Raw genomic sequence first — 26606 nt, 5'->3', positions numbered from 1 at the left:
TCGGTTCGGCCTCAGGAGCGATGGACGCCCATCATCGCGGTGAGGCCGCCGTCGACGGGCAGCACCGCGCCGGTGATGTAGGCGGCGCCCTCGCCCATCAGGAAGGCCGCGAGGGCGGCGACGTCCTCCGGCCGGGCGAAGCGGCCGGCCGGGATCTGGCGCTCCATGGTGGCGCGGTAGGCGGCGTAGGGGGCCATCATCCCGGTATCGATGAAGCCCGGCGCGATCACGTTGACGGTGACGCCGCGCTTGGCCGACTCGACCGCCAGGGTGCGGCAATAGGCGATGAGGGCGCCCTTGGTCGCGGCGTAGGCCGCGTTGCCCGGGTTGGCCCGGAGGGCGGCCACCGAGCCGATGGCGACGATCCGTCCCGCGCGCGCGCGGGTCATGCCCCGGACCAGGGATTTCGCCAGGCGCGTCAGCGACCAGAAGTTAACCTGCATGGCCGCCTCGGCCCGGTCCTGGTCCAGCATCGCCGCCAGGGCGTCGTAGGACTGGCCGGCATTGTGGACGAAGCCGTGGAAGCCGTCGCTGGCCTCGAGCTCCTCGCAGAACGCCGCGACGGCGGCGCGGTCGGCGAGATCGAGGACCTGCGCGGTGATCGTGCGGTCGGGATGGGCCGCCGAGAGGTCCGCCACCAGCGCCTCGGCGGCCTCGGCGGAGGACCGGTAGGTGAAGGCGACGTCGTGGCCGGCGGCGACCAGGGCCCGCACGATGGCGGCGCCGAGGCCGGAGGCGCCCCCGGTGACGAGGACGCGGCGGCCGGGCCCGGCGCTCGGGTCCGTCGTCATGCCGGCTCGTCCGCCAGAACGAGGCAGGTGTTCTGGCCGCCGAAGCCGAACGAGTTCGACAGCACCCGACGCACCGGCACGTCCCGGGCCTCGGCTACGATGTCGAGGGGAATGGCGGGGTCGGGCACCGCGTAGTTGATGGTCGGGGGGATCCGGCCGTGCGCGATGGTGAGGAGCGAGATCACCGCCTCCACCGCGCCCGCGGCCGTGAGGGTGTGCCCGATCATCGACTTGTTGGACGAGACCGGCAGGGTGCGGATGCGGTCGCCGAACACGGCGGCGCAGCTCATCGCCTCCATCTTGTCGTTCTCCGGCGTCGAGGTGCCGTGGGCGTTCACGGTGTCGATGGCGTCGGGCGCCATGTCGGCATCCGCCAGGGCGGCGCGGATCGCCGCGATGCCGGGGGCGCCGTCGGGGCTCGACCGGGTGCGGTGGAAGCCGTCGCCCTTCTCGCCGCAGCCGAGGACGTAGCCGAGGATCCTTGCGCCGCGGGCGCGCGCCGCCTCGGCGTCCTCCAGGACGAGGGCGCCCGCGCCCTCCCCCATGACGAAGCCGTCGCGGTTCTTCGAGAAGGGCTTGGAGGCGGCCTCGGGCGGGTCGTTCTGGGTGGAGAGGGCCGAGAGCAGCGAGAACCGGATCAGCGATTCCGGGTTCACCGAGCCGTCGGTGCCGATGCAGAGGGCGGCCGTGACCTCGCCGCGCCGGATCGCCTCGACGCCGAGCTGGATCGCGGTGGCGCCGGACGAGCACGCGGTGGAGAGGGAGATCGGCGAGCCCTTGGTGCCGAAGCGGTCGGCGATGTGGTCGGCCACCGTGCCGAAGATGAACAGGTCATGCCAGGGGTCGAAGCGCCGGCTCGCAGCGGCGCGCTGCAGGTCCGCATAGGTGATCGGGCCGGTCTGGCCCGAGGCCTCGGCCAGGGCCTGACGCTGTGGCCACTCGATCTCCACCGGGGGGACGGCGATGAACAGGGCGCCGGGAAAGTCCCCGGGCCGGCCGATGCCCGACTGCGCGATCGCCTCGTCGGCGGCGGCTTCCGCGAAGCGCTGGGACAGGGCCGGTGCCACCAGGGGGTCGGTATCGAGGAAGTCGACAGTGCCGGCGATGCGGGTGCGCAGGCCCTCCGTGGGGAAACGTCGGATGGCGTGGATGCCGGAGCGTCCGGCGGTCAGGGCGGCCCAGTTGTCGGCCTGGCCCTGGCCGAGGGAGGTGACGATGCCGAGGCCGGTGACCGCCACCAGCGGCCGGCCTTTCGCGTCGCGGACCTTGGCGTCCCGGGGAGGTTGGTTCGTCATCGCGCCGTCTTACACTCTTTTCGTCACCACCGGAGTCCGGGATCGCCCCGGGTCAGGCCGCCGTTACCCGGATCACGCCCTCGCCCCGGCGATGGCCCACCACCGTCACGGCGACCTCGCGCAGGCCCTTCTCGGCGACGAGCGCCGCCGCCAGGGCCGCGCCGAACGGCGCCACCGTCTCGAGGGTGTGGCCGGTAACATCGCCCAGAGCCGTCACGGCCACGCCCGGGGCGAGGCGCGCCAGGGCTGCGCCCTCCTCGGTCGTGACCGGGGCGACGCCGGTGGCACCGGCGAGGACGATCTCGGGCGCCGCGACGCCCGCCGTCGTCCAGAGGGCCGCCAGGCTGGCCTCGGTGCTGCCGGCCGTGCGCGTCGTGCGGTCGCTCGCCACCGGGCCGAGGCGCGCCAGCGCCCGGGCCCCGCGGGCGGCGGCATGCTCGGCCGCTTCCAGAACCAGGAAGGCGGCGGCACTGCCTAGGATGAAGCCGGCCTCTGCCGCCGGGGTCCGGTCGAAGACCGGGCGGAAGTCGCGGGCGCGCAGGAAGCCCCCCATCTCGTGGATGACCATGACATCGGGTCGCTCGGCGCTGTAGGAGCCGCCCACAAGCATGCAGTCCACCTGCCCCGAGGCGATCCGCGCCTGGGCGATGCGCAGGGCGTCCGTGCCCGCGGCTTCCTCGCCCATGAAGGTGCGGGACGCCCCCGTGACCCCGTGGACGATGCCGATATTGCCGGCGAGCAAGTTCGAGAGCTGGGCCAGGAACAGGGTCGGGCGCAGGTCGTTCTGCAGGTGCTCGTTGAGGTAGGCGCCCGGATCGGCGGCCTCCCGCAGGCCCGTGAGGATCGCGCCGTCCACCGCCGTGTCGCGCTCGCCGCCGCCGGCCGAGACCACGAGGTGCATGCGGCCCTTCAGGTCGGCATCCCCCTTCACCCCGGCGGAATCCAGGGCGAGGCCGGCGGCGTAGACGCCCAGGCGCTGCCAGGGCTCCATCTGGCGCTGGTCGGACTTTTTCGGGATCTGGCCGTCGAGGGCGAGGGGCGCCATCGGATGCACCGTGTAGGGCGCGAAGGCCTGCGTGTCGGTGCGCGCCGGCGCGCCGGCCCCGAGGGCCGCGAGATGCGCCGCGATGCCCTCGCCCGCGCAGGAGACGAGGCCGATGCCGGTGACGACGACGTCGCGGGAACTGCTCATCTCACCTCGTCGCTCATCTCTGGACGCTCACTCGCCGCACGCTCACGCGGGCTCGCCCGCGAGATCGAACAGCCCGATCTTGCGGGCCCGCGCGCGCATCGGCCCGTCGAGGCCGGCCGGGAACGGCATGGTGCGGAAGCGCAGCTCGGCATTGGCCAGCGGCTTGCCGTCGTGCTGGATCGCCGCCTTCGTCACCGCGTAGCCCGAGCCGTCATGTTCGAGGCTGGCTTCGATCTGCAGTTCGGCGCCCGGGCCGACGAAGGACCGGAAGCGCGCCTTGTCGACGCCCATCAGGAACGGCATCTGCCGGAAGCCCAGATGGGCGAGCACGAGGTAGCCCGAGGCCTGGGCCATGGTCTCGGTGAGCAGCACGCCCGGCACCAGCGGGTGGTCGGGGAAGTGCCCCTCGAAGACCGGGCTCTCCATCGGCACGCGGGCCAGGGCCTCGATCCGGCCGGCCTCGCGGTCGAAGCGGGTCACGGCGTCGATCATCTCGAAATATTCGAGGCGCATGGCGTCCTGGGTCCCGGGCGGGCGGGGGTCGAAGGGGCGGCGTCGGTCGCCCGGGGCGTCCCGGGCGGCCCGGCTTCAGGCCTTGGCGGCCTTCTCGGCCACGAGGGCGTCGATGCGGGCGCAGAGGTTCTTCAGGACGAAGTACTCCTCGGCCGGCACCTTGCCCTCGTTGACCTCCTGGGTCCAACGCTCGAGGGGGAGCTTGATGCCGAAGGCCTTGTCGACCGCGAAGGCGATGTCGAGGAAGGCGAGCGAATCGATCCCGAGATCGTCGATGGCGTGGCTCTCGGGGGTGATCGTGTCCCGCGGGATGTCGGCGGTGTCGGCGATGATGTCCGCGACGCGGTCGAAGGTGGCGGTGTGGGTCTGGTCGGACATGCGTTCTCGCCGTGTGACTGGGTATCCCGCCGGATTCGGCCCGTGCCGATCGGGGGCCGGAGCGATCCGGCGCATGATGCCCGGTGCCCCCGGTCGCGCAGCATGCCCCGTGGGCCGGCGCTGCCGCCGCCCTGGACAGTGAAGGCGGTCCCTTACACGAGGGGGTCAGGAGGGGCAACCGTGGCCATCACGGCGTCGCGATCCGGCCTGCGCCTCCATTCCGATCCCGCGGCGATGGACTAGATGCACCGGCAGGACGTGGCCGCCGCGGCCGCTCCGCACGAGGTCGCACAACACGATGGTCCAGCTTCCCTCCGTGACGCCGGCCGGCACGCCGCCGGCGGGCGCGCCCGACCCGCGCTCGCTTTCCGACCCTCCGCCGCGTGCGGGGGCGCACCCGGTATCGGGCTCGGCGCAGAGCCTCGCGCGCCTTGCCCTGTTCCTCGCCCTGGCGGGCCTCGGGATCTGGGTCCTGCACCCCTTCATCCCGGCCCTGGTCTGGGCGGTGATCCTGGCGATCGCCCTCGGGCCCCTCTACGCCCGTGCGGAGCGGCGCTGGCCGCCGGGCCGGCACAACATCCTCCTACCGCTCCTCTTCACCGCGGCGGTGGCCCTGGTCTTCCTGATTCCCCTGGTGGTGCTGGGCGTGCAGGCGGCGCGGGAGGCCCACGACGTGGTCGCCTGGGCCCGCTCCTTCGAGAAATCCGGCATCCCCGTGCCGGACTTTCTCGGCCACCTGCCCTTCGGTGCGGCGCAGGCGCAGGCCTGGTGGGCGGAGAACCTGAGCCACCCCGCCGCCGGCTCGGAGCTCCTGCACCGCTTCGACAATTCCTCGGTGATCGGCGTGACCCGCAGCCTCGGGGCGCAGATCGTCCGGCGCGTGGTCCTGTTCGGCTTCACCCTCGTGGCGCTGTTCTTCCTGTTCCGCGACGGCCGGGCGGTCGCCGCGCAGGTGCTGGCCGCCAGCGCCAAGCTGTTCGGCCCCCGCGGCGAGCGGGTGGCACGGCAGATGGTGGCCTCGGTGCACGGCACCGTGGACGGCCTCGTCCTGGTCGGCCTCGGCGAGGGCCTGCTTCTGGGGATCGTCTACTTCTTCGCCGGCGTGCCGCACCCGGTGCTGCTCGGGGCCCTGACGGCGGTGGCGGCGATGATCCCGTTCGGGGCGCCCCTGGTCTTCGGCATCGCGGCCGCGATCCTGCTCGCCAACGGCGCGGTGGTGCCGGCGGCGGTCGTGGTGGTGGCGGGCTTCGTCGTCACCTTCGTGGCGGACCACTTCGTGCGTCCGGCCCTGATCGGCGGCACCACCCGCCTGCCCTTCCTCTGGGTGCTGCTGGGCATCCTCGGCGGCGTCGAGACCTTCGGCCTCCTGGGGCTGTTCCTCGGCCCGGCCGTGATGGCGGCGCTGATCCTGCTCTGGCGGGACTTCACGCAGGGCGAGCCGGCCGAGGGCCCCCGGGCCTGAGCCCCGGGGTCCGCATCCGGTGCCCGGACGCGTCGGTCCGAGGGCTCACGAGGCCCCCGGGCGGCTCAGCCAGGTCGGCCCGCGCCCGATCCCCGGTCCGGTCGCGCCGCGGTCTTACGCCGGCACCCCGCCACGGTACCGGGCGAACGGGCTTCGGCCTTCCGGGCCGAACAGAATCACCGCATAGGTGTCGGGCTCCATGCCCTCGACCTCCATGCCGGGCGAGCCGGCCGGCATGCCCGGAACGGCCAGTCCCGTGGCCTTGGGCGTCTCCGCCAGCAGCCGCTTGATCGCGCCGGCCGGCACATGCCCCTCGACCACGTAGCCGCCGACCTCGGCCGTGTGGCAGGAGGCGAGGTCCCGCGGCACGCCGAGGCGCGCCTTCACCGGGTTCACGGGCCCCTCTGTCACCGTCACCGTGAAGCCGGCCTCCCGCAGGTGGGCCACCCATTTCTCGCAGCAGCCGCAACTCGGGTCCTTCGCCACGGCGACCCGGGGCAGACCCTCCGCCAGGGCGGGCCTTCCGAGCATCAGTCCCGCCGCCAGGCCGACGAGCACGTCTCGCCGGGACGCCAAGGTTTCCGTCCCCATCCTCATCTCCCGTTTGTCCTCTATTCGGCCGCCCGGGCCCGTTGACCGATCCCATCCCCCCCCGCCCCTGTCCCGACAGCATCGGGCCCAGGTGCGGGGAGGCTCGGCGGCGCGCTACCAGCGGAGGAGACGCGGCCCCAGAACCGCCCCGGCCAGGGTGCACAACGCGATCGTCCCGCCGTACCAGACGGCGACGAACGGGACGGTGTCGTCCATGCAGTGCAGCGAGTAGCCGAGCGCGCTCACGGCGCCCGCTGCGAGACCCACCAGGGCTCCGGCGCGAATCAGGTCCGTCGGAGCCCCGAACCGGCGGACCGCCCAGGTGACGACGGCGAACGGAACGATGGCGATCAGGGGGATCGAGACCAGGCATTCGAGCCAGGAATGGCCCGAGATCTGGCCATGCCAGTGCTCGCGGGGCACCGTCGTGAGGCTGGCCCCGGCCAGGGCCACGACCGCGACGAACGGCAATGCCGCGATCCCGAGATGGACGCGGCTCTCCCCGCCCGGACTGGCCACCCTGACGAGATACCGGATCGCGAGGCCACCGACCGCGGCTGCGAAGGCGAGCTTGAAGGCGAGGAACAGGAGCGGGCGGCCCTGCATGAGGCCGGGGCGTACGCCGAGGACGGCGAGCGCGAGAAAGAGGGCACAAGCGGCGCCCACGGCCACGGCGAGGCCGACCCGCCGGGTCATCCACGAGGTCCGAACCGGTTCGCGCTCGAAACTGCTGCCCAGGAAACCGATGAGGTCGTCCGTCTTCATCGCGCCGTGCCTCCGACCAGTTTCGCCAGCGCCTTCAGGCCACGGTGGACGCTCACCTTGACCGCCGTCTCGGACATGCCGGAGCGCGCGGCTGCCTCGGCGGTGCTCAGGCCGTCGACCTTCGTGGATTGGATCGCGCTTCTCATCTTGGCCGGCAAGTGCGCGAGCAGGCGCGCGACATCGAGGGAACTCTCCGCCGCGACGTGATCGCCGTGGGCCAGCAGCACACCCGCATCCTCGACGGGGACGTTCGCAGCGGTCGCGCGCGTCTGCCGGAGATGGTCGATCAGTTTGTATCGGGCGATGGCGTGGACCCACGGCGTCACAGGCTGCGTGACGTCATAGGTGTGCCGCCGCGTATGGATCACCATCAGGGTTTCCTGGACTAGGTCCTCCGCCTCGGTGTCCGTCCGCCCGGACCGGACCAGCTTGCCTTTGTAGTACGCGCGCAGATGCGAACCGAGGCGCTCGAGGAAGCGCCGGTAGTCGACGGCGCTCCCCCCGAGGCTGGCGATGAGCAGGCCACGCAGTTCTTCCTCCGCCTGGGACACGCGAGCTAGGCGAGCCGGTTCATGGCCGCCGAGCGGAAGAACGAAGTCGATCGCATCATCCGCCACCCCGCAGAACTCCTCATAACGGCCACGCGGTGTCGCCGAAGCACGCCGTTCGTCCGGCGATCCAGTTCACGCGGTCGGCGGCCCAATCGCCACACGGAATCGCTCCCGCCGCTCAAACGGACAGTCCGCAATCCTGGCCCGAAAGGTTACTGCGCTCCCGTCATGCCTTCACGCACAGGTATGTTGCGGGGATGATTGTCAAGCTTAGGTAGCATTCCTATACCCCGGACGGGTACGGTGAGACAGGTGGGCAGGGAGGTTTCCGAGCCTTGGCGCCGGCGCGCTCCCCATCCCACGACAAGGTGTTCCGGGCCGGATCCAGCTAGGTCTGACGTCCTATCCGGTGACGGCGTCGGCCGTGTCCCCGTGCGATGTCTCGCTCGGTCCCTCCCCGCGATTGAACTGACCCGGACAAAGACCGGCCGTCCGGCCATCGACGCTTTTCTTGGAGTGCAGTCATGATCGAGGTGATCCCGAACTGGCATCCGGTCGCGGTCCATTTCACGGTCGCTCTCCTCATCACGAGCAGCGGCCTCTTCGCCCTCGGGACCTTGCTCGGGCAGCGGCCGTACGGAGGCGCGCTCACGACGGCTGCCCGCTGGAACCTCGCGATGGGTGTCGGCATCACGGTCGCAACCCTCGCCACGGGCTGGTCGGCCTACAACACGGTGGCGCACGACGCGGCCTCGCACCGGAACATGACGATCCACCTGCGTTGGGCCGTGGCCACCGCGCTGGTCTTCCTCGCCGCCGGGGGCGTCGCCTGGTTGGAGCGCCGAAAGAGCGCCGGAGCGGGCCTCGTGCTGCTGGCGTTGCTGGCGGGAGGTTCGGGCGCGCTCGCGGTGACGGGCTGGCTCGGGGGCGAGAACGTCTACCGCTATGGCCTGGGCGTCATGGCACTCCCGACATCCGGCGACCACGTCCATCCCGGTGGCGGCGACCATGCCGAGGGGCATAGCCACGCGCACGACCACACCCCCACGAATGACGCCGCCACGCCCGATGCCGTGGGCAGGACCGATGCGGTCCCGGCTCCGAGTGCCCTTCCCAACGACCATACCCATTGACCGTCCCGCCGCCGCCCGCTGCGTCGCCCATCCTGCAGAACCTGTCCGGGACCCGGCTCATGGTAGAAATGCAACAGAAGGTTGTTATTGGAGATTGTTGCTGTCGGGGGGATTGCAGGCCCCGCCGGGCTGCGCGATGTTTTCTCCAGATCGGGCCGGAATCCTGAGCGATGCTCTTCCTGCGCACAGTGATGCTCGCCGTCCTGGCTTTTGCTTTGGCCATCGCGCCGGCGGCGGCATGCACGATGGGCCGTCAGGCCGCGGCGGCCGACCGTTGGCTCTCCGACGCCTCCGCGCGGATGCCGCACGCCGACCCCGCGCGGGCGTCGCGGGATTCCGACACGCCGGACAGCGCGCGGGACGCGGCGCGTCATGCGCCGTCACAGGACGGTCCCTCCGCGTCCGCCGGCGATGACGGCGGCCCGGGACACCGACACGGTTCGAAGCGCCCGGGCGGCCCGTCGCCCTGCTGCGCCCTCGGCTGCCAAGCCGCGTTGCCGACGATGGCAGGGGGCGGACCGCCCTTGGAGGACACGCCCTCCGACCGCGGACGGATCGGACGGGCGGACGGACCCGTCGACGCCCATCCGCTCCGGATCGAGCGACCGCCGAGGCTCGGCGCCTGATGCGCGGGCGGCTCTCGCGACCGCCGACGGCCGTTCCGACGGGACGGCCACCCCCTCCCCCCTCATCGCCTTGGTGCCCTGGTCGAGCGCGACCCCGTCGTCGGCTTCCGCCGTGCGGCCGGCGGCTTGCCGGGCCATGTCCCCGGCCCTCCGCCTCAGTTCGGGAAATATACGATGTTCAAGTTGCCGAGACCGGCCGCGCTCGCGGCGGTCCTGCCGCTCGCCGGCTGCATGCCCGCCACAGTGCCCGTCGGGCTTGTCCTGCCCTCCGATCCGAACGTGACGGTCCCACCCCCTCGCTACGCGACGGTCACCCGGGGCGTGAAGGATTTCGGTGTGGTCGAGACGAAGGACTGGCTGGAGCTCAACCGGCAGGTGGCCCCGAAGGCGGGGTCCGGCGGGACGGGAGGCATGCCGGGCATGGACGGCATGGGCGGAAAGCGCGATTCGGGAGGTCGGTGATGGTCCGTCTCTGTAACCCGATCGATCCCCCTCCCGGACTAACGGTCATGGGACGCAACACGACCACGCCGGGAGATGCCGGTACGACGGCGCGCCCTCCGGGCGGCGCCGTCCGGGGGCGCCCGGGGGGCGGGAGCTTGACCGGGAGCTTGGCCGGCGTGGCCTTGCTGCTGGGAGGCTGCGCGAGCTTCTCACCGGATGCAGGCCTGTCGGTCGCCAGCGAATATGCCTCGCTCGAACTCGGCAAGGACATCGCGAAATCGAGCGACCAGGGGATCGCGCCGAGCGCGGAGGCGCGGGTGGATGCGCTGCTGCGGCGTCCCCTCACGGCGGATGGCGCCGTCCAGGTCGCGCTTCTCAGGAACAGGGGCTTGCAGGCCGCCTTCAACGGCCTCGGCGTCTCCGAGGCGCAGTACGTGCAGGCGACCCTGCCGCACGCCCCGACCTTCTCGATCACGCAATGGGGGCTCGGGTTCAACACGGAGATCGAGCGCTCCGTGGCCGCCAGCGTGCTGGACCTGGCGACGCTGCCGGCCCGCGCCGAGATCGCCCGCCAGCGTTTCCGGGGCGACCAGTACAACGCGGCGGACCAGGTCCTGAAACTCGCGGGCGAGGCCCGGCGCCAGTTCTATCGGACGGTGGCGGCCAACCAGGCCATCGCCTTCCTCGAACAGGCGCTGGCGAGCACCGAATCCGCGTCGACCCTGACCCAGCAACTGGGCGAGACGGGTGCACTGAACAAGCTGGAGCAGGCGCGCGAGCACGCCTTCTACAGCGAGTTGGGGGGGCAGCTCGCCAAGGCGCGCGTCCAGCAGCGGGCGGAGCGGGAGCGCCTGACCCGCCTGCTCGGCCTCTGGGGGCGGGACATCGAGTTCCGCCTTCCGAAGGACCTTCCCGCGCTGCCCAAGCGCCTCGTGGACGGTCGAGGCATCGAGGAGGAGGCGCTGAGGCGGCGGGCCGACGTACAGGCGGCCCGCTTCGAACTGCAGTCGCTCGTCGGGCAGTTCGGCCTGGACCAGGCCACTGGCTTCATCAGCGTCTTCGACGTGGGCTTCGCGAACCAGTACGCCCGGTCGCGGACGTTCGAGAGCGGTGCCGCCCCGAAGGTCGACAAGGGCAGCCTGAACGGATTCTCGGCCGATCTGACCATCCCCATCTACGATTTCGGCACGACGGCGGTCCGGGGCGCGAAGGAGGCCTATCTCGCCACGGCGAACCGGCTGGCGGAGCGTGCGGTGAACGCCCGCTCCGAAGTCCGCGAGGCCTATCAGCGGTACCGCGGCCAGTACGACATCACCCGGCATTACCAGACGAGCGTCCTACCCTTGCGCAGGACGATCCAGGACCAAGCCCTGCTCCAGTACAGCGGCATGCTCCTGGACGTGACGACGCTCATCATCGACGCCCGGGCCCGGATCCTGAGCAACATCCAGGCCATCGAGGCGAAGCGCGACTTCTGGATCGCGGCGACCGACCTCAAGGCGGCGACCGTCGGCGGCGGGTTCTCGGCGGACAACTTCGGCGGCGAAGCCGCCGGAGGCACCCCGGGCGAGAGCCTCGCCGTCGGGACGCCCGGCGGTTGAGCCCCGGAGCCCGGTCCGCCCATGTCATTCGGAGAGGCCTCATGACCGACATCTCGCGTAGAAGGATCCTGGGAGCGGGCGGCCTCGTGCTCGCCGGCACGTCGATGATCAGCGGACGGGTCCAGGCCGCGGGCCTGCCGGAGGCCCCGATCATGGACAAGGCGACCATGCAGCCGCCGCTCTATCCGACGAGCGGGCCGGACTACCAGCCGGTGGTGACGATCAACGGCTGGACGCTGCCGTGGCGCATGCGCGGCGACTGGAAGGAGTTCCACCTGATCGCCGAGCCGGTCGTGCGGGAGATGGCGCCCGGCATGAACGCGCGGCTCTGGGGCTACAACGGGCAATCGCCGGGCCCGACCATCGAGGCGGTCGAGGGCGACAAGATCCGCATCTTCGTCACCAACCGCCTGCCGGAGGCGACCGCCGTGCACTGGCACGGGCAGACGCTCCCCAACGGCATGGACGGGGTCGCCGGGCTGACCCAGCCCGGCATCCCCCCGGGCAAGACCTTCGTCTACGAGTTCATCCTGAGGCGCTCCGGCACCTTCATGTACCACCCGCACTCGGACGAGATGGTCCAGATGGCGATGGGCATGATGGGGTTCGTCGTCGTGCATCCGCGCGACCCGGCCGAGCGGCGGGTCGACCGCGACTTCGTCTGGTTGCTGAACGCCTACGACATCGAGGCCGGGTCCTACGTGCCCAAGGTCAACACGATGCTCGACATGAACCTGTGGTGCTTCAACAGCCGCGCGTGGCCCGGCATCGATCCCCTGGTCGTCCGCCAGGGCGACAAGGTGCGGATGCGCTTCGGCAACCTCACCATGACCAACCACCCGATCCACGTCCACGGCTGCGACTTCAAGGTCACCGGCACGGATGGCGGCTGGATCGACGAGCGCTATCAGGTGCCGGAGGTGTCGGCCGACGTCGCCGTCGGACAGATGCGGGTGATCGAGTTCAACGCCGATAACCCGGGCGACTGGGCCCTTCACTGCCACAAGTCGCACCACACCATGAACGCGATGGGCCATGCGGTCCGGACGTATATCGGCGTCAACCTGAAGAGCACGGTCAAGCAGATCCAGAAGATCGCGCCCGGCTACATGCCGATGGGTTCGACGGGCGGCGGCATGATGGCCGAAATGGAGATGCCGCTCCCGGAGAACACGCTGCCGATGATGACCGGCGCCGGTCCGTTCGGCTCCGTCGAGATGGGCGGGATGTTCACGGTCCTGAAGGTGCGGCCTGGACTGGCGGCCGACGATTATCGCGACCCGGGTTGGTACCAGCACCCGGCAGGCTCCGTGGCCTACGAGTGGACCGGCGAGCCGATGCCCGAGCCGGCGCGCGCGCCCGGCACGCCGAAGGGCCGGCGGGCGCGCCAGACCGACCTCCGGGCCGTGGATCCGCGCACGCGGCGCACCGCGTCCAACGCGGGCGGCCATGAGCCCTGACCGGTCGACCGCGCGTCGCCCGCGCCCGCGGACGGCCCCCCCGGGCTGCCGCCCGGGCAGATCCGTTCGGACCGGGAGCGATCCCGTCCGGACTCTGCCGCACCGGTCGCCGATCCGCTCGACGGGGCCGGCGTGGTGCTTCGCTGGTTTCAAGGAGAACCGACCATGAGACGCAAGATCCCGCTCGCCGTCCTCTCGATGGCCTTCCTGGCGGTCGCGATGCCCGCCTGGGCGCAATCCGTGAAGGGGACGGTGACGAAGATCGACCCGGCCGCCGGCAAGGTGACCCTCGACCATGCCGCGATCCCGAAGCTCGACATGGGCGCGATGACGATGGCGTATCCGGTCAAGGACCCTGCGGTGCTCAAGGGCCTCAAGGCCGGGGACAAGGTCGATTTCGACGTGGTCGAGACCGGCGGTGCGTACACCGTCACGACGATCCAGAAGGCGAAATAGCGCCCTCCCCCCAGGGGCCCTCGCACGATCGCCACCCGGTCCGGTGCGAGGGCCGTCGAGTCTTGAAATGGAGCCCCGATGCGACGCCTGATCCTGTCCACCGCGCTCGCGGCCGTCCTTGTCGGTTCGGTCGCGCCTCCCGCCGGCGCACAGCCCGCGAAGGCCGCGCCCGCAGCCCTGGAGCGGGCGCGCGACACGATGGCGACCCGGTTCCGGGACACGAAGCTCACCGGCGACCCGGACCGGGATTTCGCCGCGCTGCTGATCGCCAGCCTCGAGGAGACGCTGTTCCTGGCCAAGGCGCAGCTCGATTACGGCGCCGACCGTCAGCTGCGCGAGATCGCGCAGACGATCCAGGACACGCAGCAGGCGCGGATCGACGCCCTGAAGCAGTGGCAGGTCCGCAGTCGCGAGGCGGGCTACCGGCCGCAGCCCAACCAGACGCCGCCGGGCGAAGGCCCCCTCGACCGGGCGGTCCAGGCGGCGCCGGCGAAAACCCAGCCCGCATCGCCCCCCGCTCCGGAGAAGCCGACCGCGTCGGCGACGCCCGCCAACGCGCCCCTCGTCGCCGGGACGGTGAAGAAGGTCGACGAGGCCGCGGGCAAGGTCACCCTCGACCACGCGTCCATCCCCAATATCGACATGGACGCGATGACGATGGCCTACCGGGTCCAGGACCCCGCTCTGCTCAAGGGTCTCAAACCGGGCGAGAAGGTGCGCTTCTCCGCCGAGCGCATCAACGGTTCGATCGCGGTGACGCGGATCTAGAAGGCGAAGTGAGGGCCGGCGGCGGGCATCCTGGCCATCGTCTCGCGATCGAGCCCAAAACCCCGGGCTGCCTCGCGACGAGCGTTGCCGTCGATGAAACCGAACCGCCGCGGAGACCTTCGCGCCAAACATCCTGGGGCCTTCCCGAGAGCGAAGCCTCGCCACTGGCGGGCTTTGACCCCGCCCGTATCCGCCCTTCGCGGACGCTCTCGGGGAGGGCTCTCGGGGAGGGGCTTGTCACCGCCCGACACGGACAGGTCGCGGGCACAACGGCCGAGCAGGCGTGCGTACGGTTCGATTGCCTCGCCTGCGACCGCGTTCTTGAACCGCACTTGTGGACCGCACTCTTGGACCGCATGGCGAGGACCCCCGCTGGCAGGGGCCGGTCGATCGCGGCATCGCCTGCCGCCGCGAGTGCCCGGACTCCGTGGTCCGGAACAGGAGGCGGTCACCGGCCGGGATCAGGGCCCCCGCGCCGAAGTCTCTGCCCGGCCCGATGACCCCGTGCCCGAGGGGGTCCCCGGGGGACCGATCCGCACCAGTTCGGCCAGGTTCTCCTGGTCGAGGATCGTGAGGGCGGCCGCGAGCGGCACGTAGTCGTTGACCAGCCTCACGGCATCGAGGCCGAGTGCGATGCCGATCTCACCGGGGTCGAACCGCCAACCCGCGTTGGTCAGGCGCGTCCCATCGCCCCCGACCCGCCCGGCGACGGCGAGGAAGGCGGCGCACGGCCTGACCGTGCCGGGTCGATCGAGATAGGACCGAATGGCCTCCACAGGGCCGGGGAAGCCGGCGGTCGCGACCTTCCAGATCGGCGTCGGGTCGGCGCCCGGCCGCGGCAGGACGGCGAACCGGGCGTAGGTGCCGCCGATGTCGGCCAGGAGCACGGGAAAGGGAAGCATCGCTCTCGATCTCCGGGCCTTAAGGCCTCGCGGCGTCCGCCGTCTTGAGGCTGAGGACGTAGTCGATGACCGCATCCAGCTCGTCCCGGTCCAGCCGCACGCTCGGCATCCATTGATGGTGGCTCTGCAGGAAGACGTTGAGCGCGACGCCCGTGGTCGAGGGCATGGCGGCGATGGTCCGGAAGTCTGGGCCAACGTGTCCGCCGTCCTGCGGCTCCCTGCCGATGACGTGGCACCGGCTGCAAAGCTGCGCGGCCACGGTCCAGCCCCGGATGCGGTGATCCTCCCCCGGGCCGGCAGTGGCCGGAAAACTCAGCGTGACCGCCGCCAGCCCCGAACAGGCCAGCCATCCGATCCGGGATGGTGTCGCTGGGGTCATGGCTTTCGCGCCAGCTTGAGCCATGCCAGAGCGGAGGCGAGACTCACGCCGCCGAGCGTCACGTGGGCCCAGGTCGCGACATCGTTGGCGGCGAACCCGAGCATCCAGGGGGCCAGCAGCGTCCAGGCCCCGATGAGCGCGATGGCACGCTCCAACACGGCGCGGAAGCGAAGCTGGTTGGCGGTGGACAGCCCGAAGACCAACAGGCCCGGCAGGAGCGCGGAGGCGCCGGGGCGGCCTTGGTCGACGAGGATGAGGACCCACGCGGCCAGCACCAGCGCGACGCCGGCCGCGTGCTGCAGGGCGCCGAGCAGGATCTCGTCCGTCCGCCATTCCGGTGGCGAGGGGCGCGCGTGCAGGTTGGATCGAGCCATGGGACGCCTCCGACCGGTGCCCGCGACAACATCCGCCGCGGTTCGCTGCCGTCATCCTCTCGCCGCGCGGGCCGCCCGGCCTTGATCTCGCTCAAAGTCTCTCCGCGGCGCGGCGTCAGGCATGAACCTCGGCGATGATGCAGCCTGGGTCGACGACCTCGCTGGCCGGCGCAACGACCTCCAGGCGCCCGCCGACCGGCGAGACGATGTCGTGGAGCGCCTCGCCGATCCGCACGGCGGCCACGGCCTCCCCGGCCCTCACCCTGGCCCCGTCCTCGACCAGCCAGCGCTCCAGGATGCCTTCGGGCAGCATCCCCGTGGACCACAGATCCTCGGATACGCGAACGTCCGGCATGGCCGGCCTCCCTTGCTGACGCGCGCCCGGAAGATCGGGGCGCAGTGACAAGGTGATGGTACGGGATCGGGTGACGCGTTGATCTGGATCAGGACCCGCTGACCGCCGGCCCACGACGGCGGGGCGGACGTCGGGGCCGCGTTGAGGCAGGTCAAGGCGCCCGGTGCGGCGCGGCGCATGCTGCCCCCGGGTTCCTTCTCGGGACAGCCGCATGCTCCTCGCCATGTCCGCCAGCGTCGCCCTCGTCATCACCACCATCCTGGTGCTGTACGAGATCCTGCGCCTGACCTCCGAGCACCTGGCGGAGCTTCCGATTCCACCGCGCGCCCGCATCCTCGTCGTGGTGCTGGCGGCCTTCGTCGGGCATACGGCGGCGGTGTGGATCTATGCCGGCGCCTATTGGCTGCTCGTGCTGCGGCTCGGTAACGGCGCCTTTGCGGGCGTACCGGTCACCACCTTCGAGGACTGCCTGTACTTCTCGGTGGTGACCTACACGACGCTCGGCTTCGGCGACCACTTCCCGGTCGGGCATGCGCGCCTCATCTCCGGCGTCGAGGCCCTGAACGGCCTGTTGCTGATCGGCTGGTCGGCCTCGTTCACCTATCTCGCCATGGAGCGATACTGGCCGCTGCACGGCAAGGGCCACGCCCATCGGGTGGCGTCGTCCGGCTCCGGCAGCACGCTCCTTGCGCCGAAGCGGACGCGCTTCTTTCCGCAGACGGGGGCCGAGTTTGCGGCAGATCAAGGCGCCCAGCCGGATCCGGGGTCAACTCCGCTCGCGGGGGACGCGACGGCGTCTCGTCGCGCGCGCACGGAGGCGACCCGATGAGGATGTTCCTGGTCACGTTCTACAAGCTGGTCAGCGACGATACCGGTCACGAGCGGCCTGCGCGCCAGCACCAAGTCCTCGTTCCGGCCACGTCGGAGGCCTCCGCCCGCGCAGCCGGGCAGGCGCTGTTCTGTGAAGCCAACGGCATCGTGGATTGGCGGTTGCGTGCGGACTCCTGCGAGGCCGCCGCGGTGCAGGAAGAACGCGCCTAGCGGCGCGAGGATCGGGAGCGAGGTCATGGCGCACGAGCTTACCGAACCGGTGCACTGGCGCGGGCGGCAGTGGGCCGTCACCGGCTACGGCATCGAGGCACTCGATGGGATGTACCACGTGTCGGCCGCGGAGATCTGGTCGGGCCCCGACGGCACGCTGCCGTGGCTCGAAGCCCTGCACCGTCGCTACGGCACGGACCGCGAGGACCTGGACGCGGCCCTGAAGGTCGCCCGCACGATCTGGTCCGCCCCCGATGCCCTGCCCCCCCTTGGGCACGACACGGGCCCTCGTGGCGCGCGCGGCATCGACCGATGACCGAGATACCGGTCCCGGTCGCAAGCGTCCTGACCGAGCCGAATGACCCGGAGGGCCTGAGCGCCGCCGTCGGCCCCTCGAAACCACGCCTGCTGGGTGTTCTCGGACCGGGCCTGATCACCGGGGCCTCGGACGACGATCCCAGCGGCATCGCCACCTACGGGCAGGCCGGGGCGCAGCTCGGGTACGGCCTGTGCTGGACCATGCTCTACAGCCTGCCCCTGATGGCCGCCGTGCAGATGGTCTCGGCCCGGATCGGGCGCACCACCGGCCACGGCATCGCCGGCGTGCTGCGCCAGCACTATCCCAACGGCCTGCTCCAGGGCGTGGTCCTGCTCCTGCTCATCGCCAACATCCTGAACCTCGGCGCCGACCTCGGCGCCATGGCCGATGCCCTGAATCTCCTGCTGCCGGGCCCGCGCTGGCTCTATGTCGGGCTGTTCTCGGGGGCCTGCGTGTTCATGCAACTGGTGCTGCAGTACACCCGCTACGTCGCCGTGCTGAAGTGGCTGACCCTGAGCCTGTTCGCCTATCTCGGTGTGGTCGTGTTCGCCCATGTCTCCTGGTCCGAGCTCGGATGGGCCATGGCCGTGCCGCGTCTCGACGGCAGCGGGGCGAGCCTCACCACCCTGGTGGCGATCTTCGGCACCACGATCAGCCCGTACCTGTTCTTCTGGCAGGCGGCGGAGGAGGCCGAGGACCTGCACGCCTTCCCGCGGCGGCGCGACCTCGCCCACGCACCCGAGCAGGGAAAGGCGGCCCTTCACCGCATCCGGGTCGATACCCTCGTCGGCATGACGTTCTCGAACATCGTCGCCCTGGCCATCATGGTGACGACCGCCGCGGTGCTGCACCCGCACGGCATCACCGACATCCAGACCTCGGCCCAGGCCGCCGAGGCGCTCCGGCCCATCGCCGGCCCCCTGTCGGCGGGCGTCTTCGCGCTTGGCATCGTCGGCACCGGGCTCCTGGCGGTGCCGGTCCTGGCCGGCTCGGCGGCCTACGCGGTCGGCGAGGCGCAGCACTGGCCGGTCGGATTCGGACGTCACCTGCTCGAGGCACGCGCCTTCTACGGGACGGTGGCCCTCGCGACCCTCGTCGGCATGATCATCAGCCTGGGCGCCGTCGACCCGATCCGGGCGCTCTACTGGAGCGCGGTCGTCAACGGCGTCATCGCGGTGCCGATCATGGCCGTGATGATGCTGGCCGCGTCCCGCACCGACATCATGGGGGCCTTCGCCGTGCGCGGGCCGCTCCGGTGGCTCGGCTGGGCGGCCACCGCCTGCATGATGCTCACCGTCGCCGCGATGCTGATCAGCGCCGTCCTTCCGTTGCGATAGATCAAGGTCGACCGGACCTCCCTCCCCGATTCTCGGCGCCTGCAGCTTTGGAAGGACGGGCCATGCCAGGGACGGATCAAGCCTCGAGACGGGTCGTGCTCGTGGCCGAGCCGCAGGCGCTGCCGGCCATGTGGCTGGAGGACACGCTGACGGATGAGGGCTACGCGGTCGAAGGCCCCTATCCCACCTGCGAGGAGGCCGTGGACGGGTTGGCCCGCAGCGAGCCAGCCTTCGCCCTCGTCAGCGTCGACCTGCAGGAAGGCCCCTGCTTCCCCCTGGCCTGCGCGCTGCGCCGCCGCGGGATCCCGTTCGCGCTGTTCGCGGGCTCGATTCCCGTTCCAAAAGCCTTTGGCGACGTCCTCGTCCTCGACCGCCCCTGCCTGACGGAGGCCGTCGCACGGGCGATCCGGCTCCAGCGATTGGCGGAAGGGGCCCGGGCCGAGCCCAGGGAATGCCCGATGGAGGGCGGGATCCGCTCCGGCCAGGCCCTTGAGGTGGATCAATGCCCCGCGGCCTGCGGAAGCCAGGATACGGCACCCGGCCATCGTCACGAGGACGGATGCCGGTCCCTCCCCGAAGGAGATCTCTCATGAACGACAAGATCCTCCGCCAAAGCATCGTCGACGAGCTCGACTTCGAGCCCAGCATCGATGCGGCCAACATCGGCGTCGCCGTGGACAACGGCATCGTCACGCTCACGGGCCATGTCGGCAGCTACACCGAGCGGCTGGCGGCCGAGAAGGCGGCCCGGAAGGTGCGCGGCGTGCGCGGCGTGGTCGAGGAGATAAAGGTCCGTTTCGCCGGCGAGGCACCGCCCCGCGACGAGGACCTGGCCCGACGCGCCGTTCAGATGCTCGACTGGTCCGTCAGCGTTCCGCCGAACGCCATCCAGGTGAAGGTGCAGGACGGCTGGGTCACGCTCACCGGCGAGGTGGCGTGGCAGTACCAGAAGGAGGAGGCCCAGGCCGCGCTCAAGCGCCTCTCGGGCGTCGCCGGCATCATCAACATGATCGAGGTCAAGCCGGCGGCGAGCGCCACGGACGTGCGCGCGAAGATCGAGGCGGCGCTCAAGCGCAACGCCGAGGTCGAGGCCGACGCGATCAAGGTGACGGTCAAGGACGCCAAGGTGACCCTGGAGGGCAAGGTGCATGCCTGGCACGAGCGCAACCTCGTCGAGAACGCCGCCTGGTCCGCTCCCGGCGTGCGCTCCGTCGTGGACCACCTGACGCTCACTTGAACGACCGACCGGGGTCGGGCTCGCCGCCGGCCCCGCGCCGCCCCTTCCGAAGCCGACGCCGAACGGGAGATCCCCATGTCCTATGCCAGCCTCATGGTCTCGGTCGATCTCGGCGAAGCTGCGCGCGGCCGGATCCGCCTCGCCGGGCACCTCGCCGACGACTTCAAGGCCCGCCTCATCGGCATCGCGGCCGAGATGCCGGCTTACGAGGCTGCGCCCATCGGCCCGATGCTCGGAGGCGCCTTTTGCCTCCCCTCGGTTCAGGAGGCAGTCCTGAACGACCTTCGGATCGCGCACGCGACCTTCGACGAAGCCGCCGCCGGCCGAAGCCGCGTCGAGTGGCGCTCGAACCTGGACTTTCCGCTGGAGTTCCTGGCCCGCCAGTCGACCGCGGCGGACCTCGTGATCGTCGGCCGGGGCGACGCGGGCAACCCGCTCCTGTCGGTCGATCCAGGGGATGCGGTGATGCGGCTCGGCAGCCCGGTGCTGGTGGTCCCGCCGGAGATCGACCACCTCGATGCGCAGCGGGTGGCGGTCGCGTGGAAGAGCACCCGCGAAGCGCATCGGGCCGTCCGCGATGCGGTGCCCTTCCTGAAACGGGCGTCCCATGTCGTCGTGCTGACCGTCGATGAGGGCCAGGGCGCCGGCGATACCCGGGACATCGTCAGCCTCCTCCAGGCCCATGACGTCCACGCCACCGCCATGCCGAAGGACGCCTATGGCGCCACGACCGCCGAAGCGCTCGTCGAGGCGGCCAGCGAGTACGCCGCCGACCTGATCGTGGCAGGGGCCTATGGCCACGGCCGCCTGCGCGAATGGGCCTTCGGGGGCGTCACCCGCAACCTGCTCGCCGGCTGCCCCGTCTGCTGCCTCCTGAGCCACTGACGGAGACGAACGCTCGGCTTGGAGCGACCCCATGACCGGCAGGCTGAACCTCATGATCCCGCACGACGGCTCCGTCGTCGTCTGCGACGGCCGCAAGGCCTTGGTGCTCCGCAACGAGGGGCACCCGCGCGCCCTGGACCTGCGAATGGAGAGGGTGTTCGAGGCCCCGCCCAACCCGCCGACCCGCGAGCAGGGCACGGACAGGCCTCCGCGGGTCAGGCTGGGCGACCGCCGCAGTTCCATCGAGCAGACGGACTGGCATCGGATGGCCGAGACCCGCTTCGCCCTGGACGTGGTGACGGCCCTGGACCGCATCGATCCTCTCCTCGCCTTGGTCGTGGTCGCACCGCCGAGGATGCTCGCGGAACTTCGGCGTGTCCTGCCCGAGCGCCTGCGGCGGGCCATCGTGGCCGAGGTCGACAAGGACCTGACCAAACACCCGGTCGAGGAGATCGGGCGCCATCTCGCCGATGCCTGAAGGACCGACCTCGGGCCGCCGGCCCGAAGCCGATGGTGGGCGACTCCACAGGCCGCCCGCAAGCCGGGCCTGCCGGGTGAGGCGAGAACGGGAGGATCCGGGCGCGGAGCGCGGCGTGCCGGGACCGGCGCCTCAGTGAGCCATCAGCACCGGCATCCGGGCGTTCTCGATGACGTGGCGGGTGACGCCGCCAAGCAGGAACTCACGGACCCGGCTGTGGGTGTAGGCGCCCAGCGCGAGCAGGGAGGCGTCTCGCGCCTCGGCCTCCGCCAGGATCGCCGCCCCGACCGAAGCCGTTGCCGTCATCGGCAGGTTCACCGTCTCGGCCACGATGCCGTGCCAGCGCAGGTGTTCCGAAAGGTCGGCGGCGCAGGCCTCCGCGAACCGCTCGGTGCGGACGTGAAGGACGGTCACGCGGGTGGCCTCGCGCAGGAGGGCGATGGACTGGCCGATCAGGCGCGTCGCTTCCAAGCTGCCGTTCCAGGCAATGACCACATGGTAGAGCGGATCGTAGGTGACGGGCTCCCCGATCATCAGGGTCGGTCGGCCGACGGAGAACAGGGCCGTGTCGAGCGCCCGCCCGGTGAAGGGCCGCGCCGGATCGGGGCGGTCGACGATGATGAGATCCTTGACCCGGCCGAGGCGCGTCAGGAGCGGTTCGACCTCGCCGGAATGTTCGGACCAAGCCGCGAAAGTGGCATCGAGGCGCTCGCCGGCCGGCATGAACGCGACGCCCTGCCGGGCGCACCAGGCTTGCAGGGCTGCCTTTCCGGCGATGGCGGCCTCGCGCACGCCCTGCTCGATCGCCTGGATGGTCAGGTCGTCCACGGCCACCAAACTCGCCATTCCGGCGAGGACGTGCTCGGGACCGGGGGCCATGAAGCCGACCCCGATATGGGCGTGCAGGCGGCGGCTGAGGCGCAGCGCGGCATCGAGCCGGGGCGTCGCGTCGTTCCCGGGGGCCGTGGGTACGAGGAGGCAGCGCAGGTACACGAGTTCCTCCTCGATCAGCGTTCCAGCGTCTTCAGGTAGGCGATCAGGTTGTCCGCCTGGTCCGGTTCGAGGCGAAATTCCGGCATGGCGGGATGCCCGGTGGTGATGCCCTCCGCCAATGCCTCCGCGAGATCCTCGACGGGGTAGTGCGTGTGCAGCTCACGGAATGGCGGTGCGTCCCGGAGCGGGCTCGCACCCTGCCGCCCCACGGCGTGGCACCTGGCGCAGTTCGTCCGGGCGATGGTCTCCCCTTGCTTCGCCTTGAGGTCCCAGGCGGCGGCGGGGGCGAAGACGGACAGCCAAAGGAATGGCGCCGCGCTGATCGCCAGCAGATCACGTCGTTTTTGAAAGACGCGGCGCATCAGTGGCTCATCAGGCAGCAGAGGGGGGTCGTCTGAAGGATGTCGCGGGTGACGCCGCCGAAGATCCATTCACGAAGGCGGCTGCGCCCGTAGGCCCCCATCACCACCAGGTCGGCCTCCTCGCGCCGGGCGAACCGAAGGATCTCCTCCGCGGGGCTGATCTTCGGGCTGCGCAGCAGATGCGTGGTGACCGTGACGCCGTGGCCGGACAGATAGGCGGCGGCATCCTCGGCCCCCTCCTGGTCCGCCGCCGGGCCGACCACGGCGATGTAGACCTTGTCCGCCCGTGCGAGGAGCGGCAGAGCGTCATGGACGGCCCGGCGCGCCTCGCGGGTGTCCTTCCAGGCCACCACGATCCTCTTTGCCGCGAGATGTGCGAGTCCGGGCGGCGTGAGCAGCACGGGGCGTCCGACCTCCATCAGGAGCGGACCGACCGAGACAGCCATCACCCCCGGGTCGCCGTCGCCCGGCCCCTGCCGTCCGACGACCACGAGATCGGCGCTGCGCGCCTGTGCGGCGAGGTAGGCCAGGGGCGAGCCGGTCACGGATCTCCAGGCCCGAGACTGCGCCGCTGCCGCCTCGCGCCCGAAGAGGGCCTGGGCCGCGGCGAGATCCTCCTCGGCCGATCGCTCCTCGGCCGCCCAGGCGCGCTCGGCCTGCAGCACGTCTCCGATCGGTATGGGACCGAGGACCGGGCGTCCGGCGACGCCGGTGAGCTTGGACCCGAAGCGCTCGGCGAGGCCGGCGGCAAGCCGAACGCGGTCCGACGCAGCGGCCCCGAGATCGACCGAGACCATGATGTTGGAGATCGTCACGAGTTCCCCCCCGAGCCCGGGCTCGACCGCCCTGTCGGGACACCTTGCCTGCGATGGCCCCCGGTGCCTTTGATCCATCTCAAGGACCGGCGGATGGCCGGCCACGTCCGCTTCGCGGCAGCGGCGTCTGGCGCGCGACGGTCCTTCGCGAGGGCGCGCCTGGCGGGGAATCGGGCGGGCGCCGAAGCCCTCCCCGGTCCCCGATTGAACGACCCGAATCCGGGCTTCGCCCTCCATCGGGCCCATCCTCTGCGCGTCCCGCGCATGACGGGGAGTGGCCGCCGCCCGTCCCTTGGACAATCCCTGAAACAGTCCCTCGGACAGCTTCGCGCGCCGCCCCCGCGGGAGGGGGCGTCCGGATTGGCAGCGCGCCATCCGGTCCCGCTGATCCGCGTCGGTCATTCCGAACCCGCCCGCATCGGTGGGGCGGGGAAACACCGGTCCCGTCACCAAGCCAGCCGGAGGCGGTCGTCGACGGCATGGACGCCCGGGGTCGACCAGGCCGCACGCTCCGCGAGTTCGCGCTCCCGCCACAGGTCGACGCATCCGTCGAGGATCACCGTGTCGCCCTCCACGCGCACGGCAATCGTGTCGGGATCCCGCGCCGTCCGTTTCAGGGCTGCGAGCACCTTCGCCTTCACGTCGCGCGACCGAACGGAGGGCTTGACCGCGAGGAGGTTCAGGACCTCCCGGACTCCGGCGAGCTTCGCCACTGCGGATTGCGCCGCAGCCCTCTGATAGTACCAGGGGACGCAGCCATCGAGGGTGACACGGCCCTCCTCGACCTTGACCTTGATGGCTTCGTCCGGGACCTGGACGTTCCAGGCCAGAACCTTCACGACGCGGGCGGCGAGCTCCTCGTCGCCGGTTTTCTGGTCTGCGGGATAGCGGACCTCGATCTCCTCGACGACGGCCCGGACCCCGCGAACCCGCTGCGCGACCTTCTCGGCGGCGGTCTTCTCGGCATAGGTGGCGACGTGGCCGGACAACGTCACGAGACCGTCCCGAACGGCCACGCCGATATGCGCCGCGTCCACCTTCGGATCGAAGTCCAATTCCTCCAGCACGTGCTGGCGCAGGGTCCTGTCGTCCATCGTCCGTCTCCCGTTCGCGTTCACGCGGGGCTTCAGAGCACGAGCCAGAGCAGGGCCGGCGTGACCAGCGAGGCCAGAATCGCGAGACCCAGGGCCTGCAGGCTGCCGATGCTTCGGTAGCGGTGCCCGTCCGAGACGACCGAGGGTGCATCCGTATTGTGCGCCCGAAGCGTGACCGGCATCCGGACATGCTGGACCGACCGGATGTAAGTGGATCTCATGACCAGGGTCATCGTCGGCTCCCGTTCGCGATTACGCGAGGCATGATGACCGTCGGACCGGCGACGGCCTTGAGATGGATCAAGGCCGTCCCGTTCGGGGCCTGCGGGCTTCACGTCGTCGGGCGCCGGGCGAGCGGCTGAGGCACCAGGACGGCCGCCCCCCGCAAGATCCCGGACCGGTGATCCGCGATCGCCTCGTTGGCCCGCTCCAGCGGGTAGGGACGCGTGTGGGTGACGATGCCCGCCCGCGGGACGAGCGCGAAGAAGCTGCGGGCGTCCTCGCGGGTCAGGTTCGCCACCGACAGCACCGCGCGCTCGCCCCAGAGAAGTTCGTAGGGAAAGGCGGGGATATCGCTCATGTGGATGCCGCCACAGACGACCCGGCCACCCTTGCGCACCGCTTTCAGCGCCGTCGGGACGAGGGCCCCGTCCGGCGCGAAGACGAGGGCGGCGTCCAGCGGCGCCGGCGGCGGCGCGTCCGTCCCGCCGGCCCACTCCGCCCCGACGGATCGCGCGAAGGCCTGGGTCTCGCGGTCGCCGGGGCGGGTGAAGGCGAAGACACGCCGGCCCTGCCATCGGCAGACCTGGGCGATGATGTGGGCCGCCGCGCCGAAGCCGTACAGCCCGACCGTCTCCGCCGCGCCGGCCATCCGCAAGGTTCGCCATCCGATCAGGCCGGCGCAGAGCAGCGGTGCCGTCGCGACCGGGTCGAGATCGGCACCGAGGGGGATCGTGAAGGCTGCCTCGGCCAGGATGTCGGTCGCGAAGCCGCCGTCGCGCGTGCAGCCCGTGAAGCCGGGCGCGTCGCAGAGGTTCTCGCTGCCGGCCTCGCAATGGGAGCAATGCCCGCAGGCATGCCCGAGCCACGGCACGCCGACCCGGCTGCCCAACGGTGGCTCGCGGACATCCGGGCCGCGCGCCGCGACGATGCCGACGACTTCGTGGCCGGGCACGATGGGATACGTCGCCTGCCGGAGTTCTCCGTCGATGAGGTGGAGGTCCGTGCGGCAGACCGCGCAGGCCTCGACCCGGATCCGGACCTCGCCGGGCCCCGGTTCCGGGGTCGGGCGGCACTCGGGGGCAAGGAATCCTCCGGCCTCCCGCAGGACCATCGCGAACATGGTGCCCTCCTCCGACAGCAGGCGCGTTGCGGACGTTCCGCGAGGTGACGTCGCGCGACGACCCGCCGGAGCGGCCGGAGATTGCCCCCGCGGACGCTCTGTCGGCCGTCACCCGGCGGTGCGACGGCCGCGTGGCTTCGGGGGCGGTGACCGAGCTTCGACGACCGCTGCGGGTCTCGGATCGAAGGGGAGCACGGAGGCACCGGCGGCGATGATGCCGGCCAGGGTCCGCACATCGTCCGGCATCCTCGGATCGCGCGCGATGCGTTCCGCCTCGCGCTGCAGGCGCAGATTGCAGGGGGCGGGAGGCAGGCCGGCGACAGGGGTACAGGCGTCGTGCCGTGCGCACGCCGCATCGAGGGCGTCGATGGGAGGGAGAGGGGCGTTGTTGCCCAGGCCGCAATAATTGCCGTGAAAGACCAGTGCGGGCGCACGGGACTGCGCCTGCGCCGGAAGCGAGACGCTCAGACAGACCATGAGGGGGAGAAGGGCAGTCGCCGGCAACATGGTCCGCATCCCTGTGCGCGCAGAACGATCCGCAGGCTGCCTCCGGCAGGACGGAGCGGCGTTGATCCAGCGCAAGGCGGGACGTTTGGCAGACCGCATCATGTCCGGAAGATCACCGCACCCCGGGACCCCGACATGGATGAGCCGCTCACAGGAGGCT

General features: G+C 71.2%; 34 protein-coding genes. 15 read left to right on the top strand and 19 right to left on the bottom strand.

Annotated elements, in window-relative coordinates; all coding sequences use genetic code 11:
• Nucleotides 1-11 precede the first annotated feature (11 nt).
• The 5 genes from ASG63_RS19125 to ASG63_RS19105 form a co-directional block, all read right to left on the bottom strand.
• Nucleotides 12-791 carry an SDR family NAD(P)-dependent oxidoreductase gene (locus tag ASG63_RS19125; protein WP_056220171.1) on the bottom strand — a complete coding sequence of 260 codons (780 nt, stop codon included), beginning with the start codon at nucleotides 789-791 and terminating at the stop codon, nucleotides 12-14.
• Entirely contained in the window at nucleotides 788-2086 is a 1299-nt protein-coding gene (locus ASG63_RS19120) for a beta-ketoacyl-ACP synthase (protein ID WP_056220168.1), read from the bottom strand. The genes ASG63_RS19125 and ASG63_RS19120 overlap by 4 nt, the downstream gene beginning before the upstream one ends.
• A 52-nt stretch (nucleotides 2087-2138) precedes the next feature.
• Entirely contained in the window at nucleotides 2139-3278 is a 1140-nt protein-coding gene (locus ASG63_RS19115) for a beta-ketoacyl-ACP synthase (RefSeq protein ID WP_056220165.1), read from the bottom strand.
• 42 nt (nucleotides 3279-3320) lie between these two features.
• A complete protein-coding gene (locus tag ASG63_RS19110) occupies nucleotides 3321-3791 on the bottom strand; it encodes a 3-hydroxyacyl-ACP dehydratase FabZ family protein (protein WP_056220162.1) in 471 nt (156 codons plus the stop codon).
• Between the two features lie 75 nt (nucleotides 3792-3866).
• Nucleotides 3867-4169, bottom strand: coding sequence for an acyl carrier protein (locus tag ASG63_RS19105; RefSeq protein WP_055949487.1), 303 nt, complete (start codon nucleotides 4167-4169; stop codon nucleotides 3867-3869).
• A 298-nt stretch (nucleotides 4170-4467) separates the two neighbouring features.
• Between ASG63_RS19105 and ASG63_RS19100 the strand changes: the two genes are divergently transcribed.
• A complete protein-coding gene (locus tag ASG63_RS19100; protein WP_082514154.1) occupies nucleotides 4468-5631 on the top strand; it encodes an AI-2E family transporter in 1164 nt (387 codons plus the stop codon).
• A gap of 114 nt (nucleotides 5632-5745) precedes the next feature.
• On the opposite strand, the gene ASG63_RS19095 is transcribed toward ASG63_RS19100, so the two are convergent.
• The 3 genes from ASG63_RS19095 to ASG63_RS19085 all read right to left on the bottom strand — a co-directional run bounded on the left by ASG63_RS19095 (nucleotide 5746) and on the right by ASG63_RS19085 (nucleotide 7538).
• Nucleotides 5746-6222: a DUF411 domain-containing protein gene (locus ASG63_RS19095; protein ID WP_056220158.1), complete on the bottom strand. Its 477-nt coding sequence runs from the start codon at nucleotides 6220-6222 to the stop codon at nucleotides 5746-5748.
• A 114-nt stretch (nucleotides 6223-6336) separates the two neighbouring features.
• Nucleotides 6337-6987, bottom strand: a complete 651-nt coding sequence (locus ASG63_RS19090; RefSeq protein ID WP_056220155.1) for an NrsF family protein — start codon at nucleotides 6985-6987, stop codon at nucleotides 6337-6339.
• Entirely contained in the window at nucleotides 6984-7538 is a 555-nt protein-coding gene (locus tag ASG63_RS19085; RefSeq protein ID WP_056220442.1) for a sigma-70 family RNA polymerase sigma factor, read from the bottom strand. The genes ASG63_RS19090 and ASG63_RS19085 overlap by 4 nt, the downstream gene beginning before the upstream one ends.
• 524 nt (nucleotides 7539-8062) lie before the next feature.
• Here ASG63_RS19085 and ASG63_RS19080 point away from each other — a divergent pair.
• The 6 genes from ASG63_RS19080 to ASG63_RS19050 all read left to right on the top strand — a co-directional run bounded on the left by ASG63_RS19080 (nucleotide 8063) and on the right by ASG63_RS19050 (nucleotide 14026).
• On the top strand, nucleotides 8063-8671 hold the full coding sequence (locus ASG63_RS19080) for a DUF2231 domain-containing protein (protein ID WP_056220153.1): 609 nt from the start codon (nucleotides 8063-8065) through the stop codon (nucleotides 8669-8671).
• Nucleotides 8672-9471: 800 nt separating this feature from the next.
• On the top strand, nucleotides 9472-9759 hold the full coding sequence (locus ASG63_RS19070; RefSeq protein ID WP_056220147.1) for a hypothetical protein: 288 nt from the start codon (nucleotides 9472-9474) through the stop codon (nucleotides 9757-9759).
• Between the two features lie 47 nt (nucleotides 9760-9806).
• Nucleotides 9807-11342, top strand: a complete 1536-nt coding sequence (locus ASG63_RS19065) for a TolC family protein (RefSeq protein WP_056220144.1) — start codon at nucleotides 9807-9809, stop codon at nucleotides 11340-11342.
• 41 nt (nucleotides 11343-11383) lie between these two features.
• On the top strand, nucleotides 11384-12802 hold the full coding sequence (locus ASG63_RS19060; RefSeq protein ID WP_056220141.1) for a multicopper oxidase family protein: 1419 nt from the start codon (nucleotides 11384-11386) through the stop codon (nucleotides 12800-12802).
• Nucleotides 12803-12967: 165 nt separating this feature from the next.
• A complete protein-coding gene (locus ASG63_RS19055; protein ID WP_056220138.1) occupies nucleotides 12968-13258 on the top strand; it encodes a copper-binding protein in 291 nt (96 codons plus the stop codon).
• Nucleotides 13259-13336: 78 nt separating this feature from the next.
• Entirely contained in the window at nucleotides 13337-14026 is a 690-nt protein-coding gene (locus ASG63_RS19050; RefSeq protein ID WP_056220135.1) for a copper-binding protein, read from the top strand.
• A 461-nt stretch (nucleotides 14027-14487) separates the two neighbouring features.
• On the opposite strand, the gene ASG63_RS19045 is transcribed toward ASG63_RS19050, so the two are convergent.
• The 4 genes from ASG63_RS19045 to ASG63_RS19030 form a co-directional block, all read right to left on the bottom strand.
• Nucleotides 14488-14928, bottom strand: a complete 441-nt coding sequence (locus ASG63_RS19045; protein ID WP_056220132.1) for a glucokinase — start codon at nucleotides 14926-14928, stop codon at nucleotides 14488-14490.
• A gap of 19 nt (nucleotides 14929-14947) precedes the next feature.
• Entirely contained in the window at nucleotides 14948-15307 is a 360-nt protein-coding gene (locus ASG63_RS19040) for a hypothetical protein (RefSeq protein WP_056220129.1), read from the bottom strand.
• Nucleotides 15304-15681, bottom strand: coding sequence for an SPW repeat protein (locus ASG63_RS19035; protein ID WP_056220126.1), 378 nt, complete (start codon nucleotides 15679-15681; stop codon nucleotides 15304-15306). Before ASG63_RS19035 ends, ASG63_RS19040 begins: the two co-directional genes overlap by 4 nt.
• Before the next feature lie 115 nt (nucleotides 15682-15796).
• Nucleotides 15797-16036 (bottom strand): biotin/lipoyl-containing protein, encoded by a 240-nt coding sequence (locus ASG63_RS19030; RefSeq protein ID WP_056220123.1) that lies wholly within the window; start codon nucleotides 16034-16036, stop codon nucleotides 15797-15799.
• Nucleotides 16037-16247: 211 nt separating this feature from the next.
• Here ASG63_RS19030 and ASG63_RS19025 point away from each other — a divergent pair, with 211 nt between their 5' ends.
• The 8 genes from ASG63_RS19025 to ASG63_RS18990 all read left to right on the top strand — a co-directional run bounded on the left by ASG63_RS19025 (nucleotide 16248) and on the right by ASG63_RS18990 (nucleotide 21333).
• Nucleotides 16248-16865 (top strand): potassium channel family protein, encoded by a 618-nt coding sequence (locus ASG63_RS19025; protein ID WP_082501138.1) that lies wholly within the window; start codon nucleotides 16248-16250, stop codon nucleotides 16863-16865.
• The gene (locus tag ASG63_RS19020; protein ID WP_056220121.1) at nucleotides 16862-17077 is read left to right on the top strand and encodes a hypothetical protein; all 216 of its coding nucleotides are present in this window, start codon (nucleotides 16862-16864) and stop codon (nucleotides 17075-17077) included. The genes ASG63_RS19025 and ASG63_RS19020 overlap by 4 nt, the downstream gene beginning before the upstream one ends.
• Before the next feature lie 25 nt (nucleotides 17078-17102).
• The gene (locus ASG63_RS19015; RefSeq protein WP_056220118.1) at nucleotides 17103-17393 is read left to right on the top strand and encodes a hypothetical protein; all 291 of its coding nucleotides are present in this window, start codon (nucleotides 17103-17105) and stop codon (nucleotides 17391-17393) included.
• Nucleotides 17390-18733 carry an NRAMP family divalent metal transporter gene (locus tag ASG63_RS19010; protein ID WP_056220114.1) on the top strand — a complete coding sequence of 448 codons (1344 nt, stop codon included), beginning with the start codon at nucleotides 17390-17392 and terminating at the stop codon, nucleotides 18731-18733. Before ASG63_RS19015 ends, ASG63_RS19010 begins: the two co-directional genes overlap by 4 nt.
• 101 nt (nucleotides 18734-18834) lie before the next feature.
• Nucleotides 18835-19326: a histidine kinase gene (locus ASG63_RS19005; protein WP_338011822.1), complete on the top strand. Its 492-nt coding sequence runs from the start codon at nucleotides 18835-18837 to the stop codon at nucleotides 19324-19326.
• A complete protein-coding gene (locus ASG63_RS19000; RefSeq protein ID WP_056220110.1) occupies nucleotides 19323-19970 on the top strand; it encodes a BON domain-containing protein in 648 nt (215 codons plus the stop codon). The genes ASG63_RS19005 and ASG63_RS19000 overlap by 4 nt, the downstream gene beginning before the upstream one ends.
• Nucleotides 19971-20045: 75 nt before the next feature.
• Complete coding sequence (locus ASG63_RS18995; RefSeq protein ID WP_056220108.1) at nucleotides 20046-20855, top strand: universal stress protein; 810 nt, start codon at nucleotides 20046-20048, stop codon at nucleotides 20853-20855.
• Nucleotides 20856-20886: 31 nt separating this feature from the next.
• Nucleotides 20887-21333, top strand: coding sequence for a host attachment protein (locus ASG63_RS18990; protein WP_056220105.1), 447 nt, complete (start codon nucleotides 20887-20889; stop codon nucleotides 21331-21333).
• A gap of 132 nt (nucleotides 21334-21465) precedes the next feature.
• Here ASG63_RS18990 and ASG63_RS18985 read toward each other — a convergent pair whose 3' ends face one another.
• From ASG63_RS18985 to ASG63_RS26045, 7 genes are all read right to left on the bottom strand, one after another.
• Nucleotides 21466-22326, bottom strand: coding sequence for a universal stress protein (locus tag ASG63_RS18985; RefSeq protein WP_056220102.1), 861 nt, complete (start codon nucleotides 22324-22326; stop codon nucleotides 21466-21468).
• Between the two features lie 14 nt (nucleotides 22327-22340).
• Complete coding sequence (locus ASG63_RS18980) at nucleotides 22341-22688, bottom strand: c-type cytochrome (protein WP_056220098.1); 348 nt, start codon at nucleotides 22686-22688, stop codon at nucleotides 22341-22343.
• The gene (locus tag ASG63_RS18975) at nucleotides 22688-23503 is read right to left on the bottom strand and encodes a universal stress protein (protein WP_056220095.1); all 816 of its coding nucleotides are present in this window, start codon (nucleotides 23501-23503) and stop codon (nucleotides 22688-22690) included. Before ASG63_RS18975 ends, ASG63_RS18980 begins: the two co-directional genes overlap by 1 nt.
• Nucleotides 23504-23949: 446 nt before the next feature.
• Nucleotides 23950-24597, bottom strand: a complete 648-nt coding sequence (locus ASG63_RS18970) for a BON domain-containing protein (RefSeq protein ID WP_056220092.1) — start codon at nucleotides 24595-24597, stop codon at nucleotides 23950-23952.
• 32 nt (nucleotides 24598-24629) lie between these two features.
• Nucleotides 24630-24830, bottom strand: a complete 201-nt coding sequence (locus ASG63_RS18965; RefSeq protein WP_056220089.1) for a hypothetical protein — start codon at nucleotides 24828-24830, stop codon at nucleotides 24630-24632.
• A 98-nt stretch (nucleotides 24831-24928) separates the two neighbouring features.
• Nucleotides 24929-25939 carry a zinc-binding alcohol dehydrogenase family protein gene (locus tag ASG63_RS18960; protein ID WP_056220085.1) on the bottom strand — a complete coding sequence of 337 codons (1011 nt, stop codon included), beginning with the start codon at nucleotides 25937-25939 and terminating at the stop codon, nucleotides 24929-24931.
• Nucleotides 25940-26047: 108 nt separating this feature from the next.
• Complete coding sequence (locus ASG63_RS26045) at nucleotides 26048-26455, bottom strand: hypothetical protein (RefSeq protein WP_244479977.1); 408 nt, start codon at nucleotides 26453-26455, stop codon at nucleotides 26048-26050.
• Nucleotides 26456-26606 lie beyond the last annotated feature (151 nt).

This window comes from Methylobacterium sp. Leaf94, from assembly GCF_001426045.1.
Lineage (GTDB): Bacteria > Pseudomonadota > Alphaproteobacteria > Rhizobiales > Beijerinckiaceae > Methylobacterium.
Note: the sequence above shows the minus strand (reverse complement) of the source record. Positions and strands in the feature narration are given on the sequence as shown.